The following is an 11,753-nucleotide window of genomic DNA, read 5'->3' on the forward strand; positions in this document are numbered from 1 at the left end:
GTCGGGCGGCGCCAGCTTCAGGGTGAAGAAGAGATCTGGAAAGCCTCCTTTTTAGGTATTCTATTTACCATAGTAGCCACGAAACTGGCGAATTTGAAAAAGACGCCGTACCAACCTAAGAAAGAGCGCTATGTCTACTGGTGGCGCATCTAGGTGCTCGCGGCGCGAACGCAATGTCTCCATTGTTCCCCGAATCGTCGCACGCCAATCTCGCGTGCTGATCCCCCCCATCTGGAAATCAACTATTGTCCGCGGCACATAGCTAACGCGAATATTTTCAAGCGCCAAGGCTCGCAGCAAAAAGTCGTAGTCAGCAGCGATTCGATAGCTGAGGTCGAAAGAGCCGGTCCGATCCACTACTATTCGGCGCATAAAAAAGCCGGGCTGGGGTGGTTGCCAGCCTCGCTGGAATGCCTTGGGCCCATAGGTGCCAGCTTTCCATTCTCGCACAACCGCCTTTGTCTGGTGGTCAGCCACCATCAGTAAGTCCCCGTACGCTATGTCAGCCTCCGAAAGCCCGGAAGCGATCGCTTCTAGGGCTCCGCAGTCGTGAAATGTATCGTCGGAATTGAGAAACCCCACTGCGTCGCCGGCAAACAGTCTCAATCCCTTGTTCATAGCGTCGTACAATCCGTTGTCCGGCTCGGACACAATCCTGATGTCCGGCGAACGGTAGGATTCGACGATTTTCACCGTATCGTCGCGAGAAGCACCGTCCACAACGATCAGCTCCTTGTCGCTATGGGTCTGATCGAGGAATGAATCGACAGTGGCACGAATAGTCGTCTGCGAATTGTAGCAGACTGTCACGACGCTTAGCTTCATAGTCAGAGTCCTAAGTCCTAAGCCTAGGAGGGGGAGACCATCGATCGACGATTCTTGACGGCAACCCACCTCTTGAAGATGCAAGAATCTCTAGAACCGCGACGCGTGAAGGGCGTGGCGGCTTGGTGCGTCCCACGTATATCTCCCCCAAATAGTTTGGACAATCACGATGCCTCGCGCTACGCATTGTTCGTCGCCGCAACATGCAGTCAGGTCGTATGCAACGCCCCCCAACAATCGAACGGATTCTGAGTTGCAAAATCTGTGGCTCGGACTGCCGCGCATTTGATGCGATCGATCAAGCAAAAACGTGTCGCGAGAATGTCTACCCCTTGGGCATAAGCGGTATTAGTGTTGTCTACTATCGTTGTGATGACTGCGGGTTTATTATGACTACGGATTTCGATCATTTCAGCCCAGAGGATTGGGCTCGCATTATTTACAACGACGAATATGCTTTAGTTGACCCCGACTATTTGAAAGTGCGACCGATGCTTGGCTGCGCTATGATTGAGAGCCAATTTTCGCGACGCGATACCGTTGGATTAGACTACGGCGCAGGCAGTGGCCTGATGGCGTCCACTCTGCGGAAGCGGGGCTGGACCTATGATGCCTACGATCCATTCGGAGACGTCAGCATGCTGTCAGACCATGAACGAAAGTACAATATATGCTCGGCATTCGAAGTATTCGAGCACCTAGTTGATCCTTTGGGCGAAATGTCCAAGATCGTCGCCCTGTGCTCCCCTGGCAGGCTGGCGCTTGTTATAGGGACCAACGTGACAGACACAAATGTTTCGGAAAGTACTCGACTATCATGGTGGTATGCCGCTCCGAGAAACGGCCATATATCACTATTTTCGAAGGAAGCGTTGAGACGGATGGCTAGCTTGTTTGACCTTGATTATGTTAGCTTCGGGTCTTCAACGCACTTTCTGACACGCGGCTGGACCCGCACTGAGGTTGCTCGCATGGCTTATCTGGGGAAAGTGCGTCGCATACTGTCAATGCATTGAAGCCGGCAGGGCCAATGGTTCTGCTCTGGCTCATTGGAATTGGGGACGACCGCAGTTCTAAGACTATTCGAAGAGTCTGGCCCAGGGACCCGCTCGGCGCACTCGAATCGGTAGCATCGTGAACGTGGCAACCGGCGGCGGCTCAATTGTCACAGTTAGAACCGACAGAAAATTCAAGGCGTCGCCCCCTACTCCCGGCTTCATGCGCGTCGTTGACGCCATGAACTTCGCGCGCGAATCCGCGATCGTTATTGAAGGCGTTCGCAATGTGGAACGGGAGATCGACAGATGCACCCAATTAGCCACAAGATTGGTACCATGACCAATCTCGTACCACCGGTTTCCGGGAAACCAAGTGCCCTGTTCGTGGTCCGCGCCGCCCGCGGCTCCGAAAACGGCGGTGATCGCGTCCACATCAACCGCATGATTCCGTTCTTGAGCCGGCAGATGGATCTCAAGATATTGGTGCTCCCCTATGGCGGGCCGGTGCAACGCCTTCGGGACCTATTTCGTGGTTGGCCAATGGAGATGACTGGCTATTGCTCCGCCGCTAACCGTGCCGCGCTGAAAGACGCCCTCAAATTCCGACCCAATTATGTATACCTTATCCACGAAAGCACCTTCAGCCTAAGTGAACTCGCGAGGAGCCACGGGGCAAAGGTAGTTCTATTTTCGATGAACTCCATAGCACTGCTTTTGGCTACGGGAGGCGCGCTGTCGCGAACCCTGCTCACGCCCCTCGGGCGGCGTTATGAGCGTCGCTACTATAGAAATACAGCCAGCATTTTGACTGTGGTTTCGCGGCTCGATGCCCGTGCACTTCGGAAGACGTTGGGCGTGGATACGCGCTTCCCAGTAGTAGCTCCCGGCATACTTCCACCGGTCCCGCTTAAGCGAGGCGCAGTAGCAGTGCCTGAACTGGTTATTACCGGTAGCTATGCATGGTGGCGAAAGCGGGCTGACCTGAAGAAATTCGCCGTCGAGACGCCACAGTTACCAATTTGGATCCTCGACGATATCGCCGGACGGATCCTCGGCGCGCGTGCGAAGCAGATTCCGTCAACTGGCTTGGACTGGTCAGTTGCGATCCGCTTTGGTGTCGTTACAGATCGATTCTCAGGAGGATTTAAGCTTAAGGCTCTCGAGTATATCGCCAACAATTGTATTGTCTTAACCTACGCAGATATACGACCCGAATTTGACGACCTGCCTCATGCCCACGAATTTGTTCGCGTCGTCAAAAGCGTGTCCGAAATACATGCAGTAGTTAAAGAAATGGTGGCCGCGGCACCCACTTCACTTGTTAGTCGATTTTCCGAATTTCAGACCGCCTGCGGTAAGAAATTTGACTGGGATAGATGTTTGACCCCCCTGTCCCCCCCATTCCTGCCCCACCCCGATCTAGATGACTAGCCTAGCACGAAGTCTTATCCGGCACCTACGAGTTGGCCGAGATTTTCAACAAACTTACGAATATTCGGTGGTGCCAGCCGAAGCAACGATGTACGTTCTTCAATTAACTTCAGAAGGTCTATCGAACGCTCGTTGCAGCGCTTCCTTCACACCTTCCGGACCGACTCAACGTCCGAACAAAACTTCAAGCCGAGCTGGCGAGTACGGTACCGCAATGAACCGCCCCGATCGCCCCCCCCCTCCCTTCAGTGACGACCGTCGCAAGTGCTCCGAACCACACCTCCTACCGACAGGTGTTTCTTTGGGTCCGGCCGCGGAAGATCGGTGTCGCTTAAATGTCTAGAACGCTACAGACAATTTACTTACTAGTGCGAATGACGAACTCTTCGCTCGGACTCATTTGGGGGTTTTTCTTCACGTTTGTTATGATTCGCGTAGTAGATTTGCATAGTTATTCGTGGTTTGTCATAATCGGAGCCATAGGGCTCTATCTGACCTCGTCTGATCTGGGTGTTGCAAACCTTGTATACGCTCGACTCCGTACTCAGTTTTTGCTTGGCGATATATCGGCCTTAAAATCCCCGGTTCAAGGCGCGGCCATATTATATTTTGTCGCCGCAGCCAGTGCTCTTATTCTGTATAGCCTATATGCAGTCGCCGCATCAAAACCTGAAGGAATTGGGTCCGGCGTTCTAGTTCTTTTCGCATTCGCGACAGCGGCTAACTTGCCTTGGATGTTAATGCGATCAATTGCATCTGCCGTGAATCAGCATCTGGTGTATGAGGTGGTAGATCTACTGCGGCGCGCCGGCCAGATCGCCCTCACTGTTTGGTTAGCTCTGGGATGCTCACTAGAGACCGCCTTTCTTGGGTACGATTTATTGTGGATTATATCAATTGCATTCGTGCTGAGGCGACTCCGCCTTCTGGATCTTATTATGATCCCGCGGACGATATCGCATGTCAGGACGAAAATTGGCGCGTTTGGGCAGTATTTTGGCCCAGATATTGGGCACTCAGCGACATTTAGCCTAAGCGAAGCGGCGATCTATAACTTTCCGTATGTAGTTCTTCCGCTTATATACGGGCCTGGTGGCGTAGTTGCGTTTGATGTATTTAACAAATTTGTCAGAGCGGCAATCACCGTGAACCAAGGCGTTAGCTTGGGTCTACTACCACAAGTTTCACGCGCCTATGTGGATCAGCGACGCCGCGCGCTTATACGGTGGCTCTTTCTTACGCTATCCATCAGCCTAATGGCCATGGTCTCTATGATTGGCATAACGCTGGCGTTTCAGGAGCAGATTTTCTCTAGACTATTGCGTGAGAATGCCGGAATAATCACTGTAGAAATATTGGTGGCGATCTGTATTATCGCCATTTCCAATGCCATTCAGAATACAGCTGGGAGCTTCATATTCAATGTGGGCCTAGTTCGTTTGGCTAAGCAGCTAACGCTAACCGTGGCCGGCGTATTTGCGGCAACTACAGTTGCGGCCGTAAGTTTCGGCATTCCTATTGACAGGTTTATTTTGCTTTACGCCACTACCTATTTGTTTGGCGCCGTCGCCTGGGGGTTTTTCGCTATTCGGCTGCTCGCAAAAATGCCCGTAACTTCGAGGCCCATTCAAAGCCGTGACGGCTGAGCGCAACCGGCGAAAGGGCGAAGGATTGAGCAATGATTGTGTCGCAACCTAGACAGCTCTACGCGTTGCGCAGGCAAAGCAATTTGGAGGTCGTGCGCTTGGTCGTCGGCCGCCTCAAGCGCAGCAACCTTCTGCGCCACGCTTTGAAGTATGCCCTTTGGGCGGTGGCCCCTGGGGGCCGGATCGAGGTTATCGATGATGGGCCGGCTAACTTTGACGTTGTCCCAGGGGGCATGCCGTTCAGTATCGTAAGGCAACAGTGCTTTAAGGTATTTGCGGATTCGGCTACACTTGTTGACATGGATGTGGCCGGTCTGACGATGATCTTTCAGCGCACGGCCCCAATTATGGCCGAAGGGTGGAGCGCTGGGATAATTTTCTCAGGTGATCCCACCGAACTACCATTTCTACAAGCGTGCGTCGCCGGGTTGCGTGCGCAGGCCGAGCTATCGCCCGTCCGGGGGGGGCAGATCATGATCTGCGGGCCAGCGTCGTCGTCTAGCCTGGGAATGGAACTTGAAGGGATTGAATTTGTCCCCTTCAAGGACGAAGGGGGCATGCGATCCTTTACCACCCGAAAGAAGAATGCGCTGATCGCTGCAGCTAAAAATGCACGTGTTGCGATTCTGCATACGCGGATCGTCCTGCAACCGGGTTGCCTGGCGGCGTTCCCCAGGGAGTTCGACGTTTCGACATGCGCAATTGAATACCGGGAAGGACGACATCGTGTCCCTTACTTGGATTGGATCGTCATCGATCGACTCAATACAAACGCTCCACAACGTCGTCACCATTCGTCAAATTTTTATGACCGAAGGAGTTACCTTAACCAGCTCGCAACAGGTGGAGCTGCTTATATAGACGGTGGCGTTTTTTTTGCTGCGACCCGGATTGCCCGAATGGTTCCCCTTAGTAGCAATTTGGCTTGGGGAGAGGCGGAAGACGTCGAGTGGTGTGAACGCTTGGTAGCTGAGGGTCTACTGGTAGATCTAGAGCCTGAAGCAACCGCCCTTTCGCAGAGTTCCAAGTTGTCTCGATGGACGGTGCGGCACCCTCAGCTCTCGATGATTACCTTACCGGCAAGACGCCTAGCTCGACGGGCGTTGAGCACTTTTCGAGCTTGAAGTCCCATTGGCGGTGCCAGATGAATTCACTGGAAATCCGATTTTGGTGCCCCCGGAGAATCCATCATTGCGCAATTCGATCCCCTATGAAGCCCCGCCGAAAGCGGGGCGGCTCCTTTGCAAGGTACTGGTTTACCTTAGGTTTGCACCCACGCAGTCGCCCACCACGTTTTGATCAAAGCGGCCTTGGACAAGACGCCTTCCAGAACCGCTTATAATCCAATATTCCATTGACACCACCCAAACGCCTGTGGCGGGCGCAGGTTCCGCTTGCTTTTTGTTAACTGGAACCTAGGTGGGAAATGCGGGCCACTGGCTGCCATAGTTGGCGAAATATGTTCAGGATAAGCAGCAAATGAAGCGGCTAATTTTCGACCTCGACGGTACGTTAACGGTCGACACACCCGGCGTTTCTTATGCTGAAAAGCCGCCCCGATTGGATGTTGTAGCGCGATTGCGTGAATACAAAGCAATGGGGTTCGAAATTGTAATTTGTACTGCCCGCAATATGCGTACCTATAATGGCGCGATAGGAAAGATCAATATACATACCCTTCCTACAATAATTGAGTGGCTAGCCCGACACGAAATTCCGTTTGACGAAATCGTCGTTGGTAAGCCGTGGTGCGGCCTACACGGTTTCTATATCGACGATCGTGCAGTTCGGCCGGATGAATTCGTTCGGCTAACATTGGACGAAATAGTCATGACCATCGGGGGGAAGCACTGATGCCCAACGCTGGAATTTTGCTAATCTCGTCAGCGGCATATGTTGATACGGAACTTGCAGCCGAATTTGGCCCGCTCCCACCCGCATTTCTTCCTATCGGAAACACGAGGCTATACGTTTTGCAGCTTGATGCGCTGGCGGGCATTCCGGGAAGGCGCATGCTATCAGTCCCGGAGTCTTTTGAGATACCAGAATGGGACGCTCGCGTTCTTGAAGGCCGCGGTGTCGAGATAATTGGAGTTCCCGATGACCTTAGATTGGGGGAGTCGCTACTTTATGTACTCAATATTGTTGGACCTGCGAATGGACCAGTTCGGATCCTGCATGGGGACACTTTGATCTATGACTTGCCGGCAGAGCGATTGGACGTGGTTGGCACAGGCCACGCCAACGTCGACTATGCGTGGGGAGTATTCGACCCCGCGGATAACATATTTCGATCGTTAAATGGCGTAGCAGACGATGCTCGGGTGCTATCTGGCTTCTTCGCATTTAGCAGTGATGCAGACCTAAGGCGCGCCCTAGCAAAATCGCGCGGAGATTTTACTTTAGCCCTCAACGAATATCACCGAAAGCGGCAGATCAGCGTCGTGGAAATATCGAGTTGGCTAGACTTTGGGCATTTGCAAACTTTCTATCTGTCACGTTGCAATGTACGTACGCAGCGTGCCTTCAATACGTTGCGGATTTCGTATCAATCGGTCGAAAAGAGTAGCGACAATCACGATAAGATCGTTGCCGAAGCCGACTGGTTTGAGAAGCTTCCATTTGAGTTGCGGAGCTTTACGCCTACCTATCTGGGGCGTCGCCATTTCAATGATGCACCTGGGTACGCCGTCGAATATCTGCCGTTGCCGTCACTGCACGAGCTTTTCGTTTTTGGTCAGCTTGCATTGCCGACTTGGTCGAAAATTATGGGGAGTTGCTTTGGATTTATGGAGGCCTGCGTCGCATTGGCCAAACCAGATGAAGCGCAGTCCGCCATCTCCACGCTTACTGTTGAAAAGACCTTTGCGAGATTGGAAGAGTTTGAGGAAGCAAGCGATATAAGCATACACCGTCCTTGGCGCTTTGGCGGTGCAGCTATGCCATCGTTGGTGGAGATCGCAGAAATCACCGCGAAGGAAATTGCACTAGATGATCGAACACCATTGAGTGTAATGCACGGGGACTTTTGCTTTACTAATATATTTTTCGACTTTCGTCGCCAGCAAATTCGCGCAATAGATCCGCGCGGGATGGTAAAGGATGGCCAATCCACGGTGTTCGGGGACATTCGGTATGACCTCGCCAAGCTAAACCATTCCATAACGGGCCTTTACGACCTGATTCTGGCAGAGCGCTACGTCCTATCCGGGTTTGAAGATGGCGATATTTCTCTTTCTTTCCCCTCTGATGCCGGTATGCAATTGTTACCAGAGATTGCGGCAGAGTATCGGGTAGCCGGTCGCGGAATCATGGATGATGAAATTGCGGCGATAACCATTCACCTCTTTCTATCGATGCTTCCGCTCCATTATGATAGGCCGGACCGCCAACGGGCATTTGCCGCCAACGCCCTTCGGTTATTTTCACTAAGATGGGGAGGGCGTTCATGATTGTGATACCGATGGCTGGTGAAAGTAGGCGCTTCCGGATGGCGGGTTATAAGCAGCCCAAGTACGAATTGGATCTTTTCGGTCGCCCTCTTTTCGACTGGACTGTCCTTAGTTTCCGGACGCTTTTTGAGTCGGAAAGGTTTCTATTTATCGGGCGAAATACTGCCGGCGCTGCTGAGTTTCTTCGCGAACGGTTGGGTATTTTAGGCATTTCTCGGTATGAGGTCGTGCTTCTCGACACTCCGACTGGTGGTCAAGCAGACACGGTCTCCAAGGGCCTTGAAAAGGCGCTGGTAAAAGATAGCGAAACACTGACCATCTTTAACATCGACACCATACGCCCCCGCTATCACGCACCGAGTGATCCAAGAATTAGAGATGCGGTCGGCTGGCTAGAGGTTTTTCGCGGGCCTGGCAACGACTGGTCTTTTGTGGAGCCGGAGAGTGACGATAGCCTTTCGGTGCGGCGAACTACCGAAAAGGTGCGAATCTCGGATCTATGCTGCACTGGACTTTATACTTTCCGCTCACCTCTACTTTTCGAACGGGCGTTGGAAGTAGAGAGAAACCGGCCGAGTTCACACGAGCTATACGTCGCGCCGATCTATAATCATCTTATCGCGGACGGACTTCGGGTTTCTTATGTTGAAATTTCGCCCGATCACGTATTGTTTTCCGGTACGCCGGAGGAATACGAGAGATTGCGCCTCGACTACACGGCAATTGAGACCCGTTTTTGATTAAAAACCTCGATTTGGGTGTATTTAGTTGTATAGTGAATTTATGTTACAGCGCTGACGCCGGGCTTTTTCGCCCGACTGCATAACCCATTGGCAGCGCCCCGCACCCTGACGGTGATCCGCGAATGGACCAGCGGCGGCTAACACTCCGCTTTGGGAGCGGAAAGATTATCCCAGGCTACATGCCACGGCGGGAGGGTTGTGACCAAGGGCGACAACTGCGCGCCCTCGAACGGCCGAGCAACTTCACCCAACGAACTCGCAGCTGAAATACGCGGGGAATTCAGTCGAAGCCATCGGCGGCGGGATTGTGCGTTCGCAGCTGTTCCGGACCACACCCCCATTTGGACGCATAGGCCCCCTGTGAATCTTGGTCAGGCCCTAGTAGCCAGCCCCGGCGCCGGGTTTCCTAACACAACACGAAGAACTTTGGGGAACACCACCGCCCGCCTCCGCTACTGCCCATTGACAGGGTCCACGTCATAATCGAACCGCGCGAGTTCGTTTTCACAAGACTGTAAGGGCGGACGAAGCCATCCGCGATAAAGGCGTCCTGTCGAGTTGGTCGAGGATACTGTTCGGCGAAAGAATTCCGTCACTATCGTCGATCTCAGATCGACCATTTCATCCAACGATCGCGCACCAACTTGGATTACTGGTAAACGTGAAGTAAAATCTTCAAGAAACAGTAGATGTGCAGCTTTCGCGCCGCGCCAGAACCGCAAGCGCTCCTTACAAAAATCCGCCGCGAACCACGATATTTCGCGCCGCGTTGCTATGCCAATACCAAAAACTTCACGGACAATGCCCTCAACATATAATTGGGGGCTGGAAATAACATAGAGAGCGCCCACCGTAAGAAACCCACCAGTGGCCAACAAAAACGCCCTTCGTGAAAGGGGCGGCGTGGTCATACGCATTAGAAGAGCCTTTCAGCAGCCCGAAGTGCAAGCGCACAGATGGTAAGAGTCGGATTCGCCCCCCCGGCCGTCGGAAATGCCCCCGACCCCAAGATAACGAGATTTCGAATGCGATGATGAATCATATCTCGATCGATCACACTGCTAACCGGATCAAACCCCATTACTGTCGTGCCCTGAATGTGCGAGTGTGAACCCACCTCATGCGTCCGTATCTCGACACTTTCCACAGGTAGAACCGACAACAAATTCGGAAGCTGTTGGGAAACATACTCAATTCCCCTCTTTGAATATTCCCCATATTCGTCGAATTGGACAATTGGAACGCCTGCGTTGGTTCCATCAAATCGAACATTGTTTCGACTTAGGGGGAGGGCATCCAGCAAAAACTTGAGCCTGACGACTTGCCTTGTTTTTCCGGATTCTGGGCGTAAGAGGGGGAGATTATCGGTCTCAAAAAATCCACCAGCGGCGTAACGTCGAAATTCTCCTGCGGCGAAATTGTAACCGACGCCCGTTGTGTGTGCACTGCCATCCCCCTCCTCCATGCCGTCAAGATTAACTACAACGGTCAGCGGGATCTGCTCCGACAGCCCCTTGCCGACCGGGCCATCAGTTATCCCAGAGCGTTCGAGAAGGTGAGGATTGAATATTCCGTTCGCGCCAATTACTATCAAATCTGCGCGAGACTCGTAAATGTTTCCGCCGCGGCGCCAGTTTACACCGGTGGCCCGTCCGCCTTCCACGATCACGCCCTCTACGGTGGACTGGGTAACGATTGTCAGTTGTGGATTGGCCAAGATTTCAGCTAGATCATTTATAATGGTGAATTTTGCATCGACCGGGCAATACCAGCAACGGCTATTTGAGCAGCACGCATTTCTAGTCTTAGTTCCGATCCGAGCCCGAGCTTGTGGCATTTGGAAAAATTGTTCTGGGTAACCTCTTCTAAACGCCCGTGATGCCGCACTGAAACGATGGGGGGGCTGTGGAAAAGGCCGCGAACGAGGAAATATTATGGCACTCGTTTCGTCCCCAGATACATTCATGATGTATTCTGCTTCGGTGTAAAATTCCTCGAGTTCGTCGTAGCTAATTGGCCAGTCGAGGCCGACCCCATAGTTTGACTGAAGTGCGAAATCCTTTGGGTGGATCCTCATAGCATTGGCCCACCAGCAATTCGACGATCCCCCGACTCCTATGTTGAACGGCCAGGACTTCCCGGGAAGGCCGCGCGTATCAATATGTGCGTCGTATGAATACTCAGCAGGTGAGTTTCTCTCGTTGCGCCTTTGCCATTCCTTGCTGTTGTATAAGCCGCGTTCTAACAAGAGAACGCGCAGGCGCGGGTTCTTCGCGAGGGCCTTTTGTATGAAAAAAATTGAGGAAAACCCACTGCCTACAGCGATAATGTCATAGTTCTGCATCCCACCAGCGGCCCCCTAGTTTGCGCAACCTTACCATTTGGAATTTGTTGATGTTTTGGGATCCGTCAATGCCGCTCAATTGCGGGGGAACGAGCGGTAGCGTGGTTGGGGAGGCGCCTGACGAGTGCGGCGGCCAATGTGGGCTTGCCCATCAGCTGCTAATCTTGGCTGTGGGTCAAGGGATGGTCGACGCGGCGCTTGTTACGGGGCGTCGGGCAACGTTTCGGGTCCTTTGCGTGGATTGAATTTGCCGACTAGGTGTCGAAGCTATGAAGGTTGTTCACCCGGGGTTGGGTTGAGAGAGTGGGGTTGCG

10 protein-coding genes are annotated in these 11,753 nt (G+C 52.8%); 7 read left to right on the forward strand and 3 right to left on the reverse strand.

The window, feature by feature from the left end; all coding sequences use genetic code 11:
• Nucleotides 1-60 precede the first annotated feature (60 nt).
• The gene (locus ACODSL_RS19730; protein WP_488902449.1) at nucleotides 61-825 is read right to left on the reverse strand and encodes a glycosyltransferase family 2 protein; all 765 of its coding nucleotides are present in this window, start codon (nucleotides 823-825) and stop codon (nucleotides 61-63) included.
• Nucleotides 826-1,331: 506 nt separating this feature from the next.
• Here ACODSL_RS19730 and ACODSL_RS19735 point away from each other — a divergent pair.
• The 7 genes from ACODSL_RS19735 (at nucleotide 1,332) to ACODSL_RS19765 (ending at nucleotide 9,092) form a co-directional block, all read left to right on the forward strand.
• Nucleotides 1,332-1,841 (forward strand): class I SAM-dependent methyltransferase, encoded by a 510-nt coding sequence (locus tag ACODSL_RS19735; protein WP_488902458.1) that lies wholly within the window; start codon nucleotides 1,332-1,334, stop codon nucleotides 1,839-1,841.
• A gap of 318 nt (nucleotides 1,842-2,159) precedes the next feature.
• Nucleotides 2,160-3,254, forward strand: coding sequence for a hypothetical protein (locus ACODSL_RS19740; RefSeq protein ID WP_488902450.1), 1,095 nt, complete (start codon nucleotides 2,160-2,162; stop codon nucleotides 3,252-3,254).
• 374 nt (nucleotides 3,255-3,628) lie between these two features.
• Complete coding sequence (locus ACODSL_RS19745; protein WP_488902451.1) at nucleotides 3,629-4,900, forward strand: hypothetical protein; 1,272 nt, start codon at nucleotides 3,629-3,631, stop codon at nucleotides 4,898-4,900.
• A gap of 32 nt (nucleotides 4,901-4,932) precedes the next feature.
• Nucleotides 4,933-6,024: a hypothetical protein gene (locus ACODSL_RS19750; RefSeq protein ID WP_488902452.1), complete on the forward strand. Its 1,092-nt coding sequence runs from the start codon at nucleotides 4,933-4,935 to the stop codon at nucleotides 6,022-6,024.
• Between the two features lie 355 nt (nucleotides 6,025-6,379).
• Nucleotides 6,380-6,754: an HAD family hydrolase gene (locus tag ACODSL_RS19755; RefSeq protein ID WP_488902453.1), complete on the forward strand. Its 375-nt coding sequence runs from the start codon at nucleotides 6,380-6,382 to the stop codon at nucleotides 6,752-6,754.
• The gene (locus tag ACODSL_RS19760) at nucleotides 6,754-8,352 is read left to right on the forward strand and encodes a hypothetical protein (protein WP_488902454.1); all 1,599 of its coding nucleotides are present in this window, start codon (nucleotides 6,754-6,756) and stop codon (nucleotides 8,350-8,352) included. The genes ACODSL_RS19755 and ACODSL_RS19760 overlap by 1 nt, the downstream gene beginning before the upstream one ends.
• A complete protein-coding gene (locus ACODSL_RS19765) occupies nucleotides 8,349-9,092 on the forward strand; it encodes a glycosyltransferase family protein (RefSeq protein WP_488902455.1) in 744 nt (247 codons plus the stop codon). The genes ACODSL_RS19760 and ACODSL_RS19765 overlap by 4 nt, the downstream gene beginning before the upstream one ends.
• A gap of 455 nt (nucleotides 9,093-9,547) precedes the next feature.
• Here the strand turns inward: ACODSL_RS19765 and ACODSL_RS19770 are convergent, their stop codons facing one another.
• A complete protein-coding gene (locus ACODSL_RS19770) occupies nucleotides 9,548-10,012 on the reverse strand; it encodes a hypothetical protein (protein WP_488902456.1) in 465 nt (154 codons plus the stop codon).
• Entirely contained in the window at nucleotides 10,012-11,439 is a 1,428-nt protein-coding gene (locus tag ACODSL_RS19775; protein ID WP_488902457.1) for a GMC oxidoreductase, read from the reverse strand. Before ACODSL_RS19775 ends, ACODSL_RS19770 begins: the two co-directional genes overlap by 1 nt.
• Nucleotides 11,440-11,753: the final 314 nt, after the last annotated feature.

This window comes from Caulobacter sp. FG121, assembly GCF_057809815.1.

Coding starts and splice junctions, on each gene's coding strand:
- ACODSL_RS19775 (WP_488902457.1), bottom strand. CDS start 11,439: ATGCAGAACTATGACATTATCGCTGTAGGCAGTGGGTTTTCCTCAATT.
- ACODSL_RS19755 (WP_488902453.1), top strand. CDS start 6,380: ATGAAGCGGCTAATTTTCGACCTCGACGGTACGTTAACGGTCGACACA.
- ACODSL_RS19745 (WP_488902451.1), top strand. CDS start 3,629: ATGACGAACTCTTCGCTCGGACTCATTTGGGGGTTTTTCTTCACGTTT.
- ACODSL_RS19765 (WP_488902455.1), top strand. CDS start 8,349: ATGATTGTGATACCGATGGCTGGTGAAAGTAGGCGCTTCCGGATGGCG.
- ACODSL_RS19760 (WP_488902454.1), top strand. CDS start 6,754: ATGCCCAACGCTGGAATTTTGCTAATCTCGTCAGCGGCATATGTTGAT.
- ACODSL_RS19770 (WP_488902456.1), bottom strand. CDS start 10,012: ATGCGTATGACCACGCCGCCCCTTTCACGAAGGGCGTTTTTGTTGGCC.
- ACODSL_RS19740 (WP_488902450.1), top strand. CDS start 2,160: ATGACCAATCTCGTACCACCGGTTTCCGGGAAACCAAGTGCCCTGTTC.
- ACODSL_RS19735 (WP_488902458.1), top strand. CDS start 1,332: ATGATTGAGAGCCAATTTTCGCGACGCGATACCGTTGGATTAGACTAC.
- ACODSL_RS19750 (WP_488902452.1), top strand. CDS start 4,933: ATGATTGTGTCGCAACCTAGACAGCTCTACGCGTTGCGCAGGCAAAGC.
- ACODSL_RS19730 (WP_488902449.1), bottom strand. CDS start 825: ATGAAGCTAAGCGTCGTGACAGTCTGCTACAATTCGCAGACGACTATT.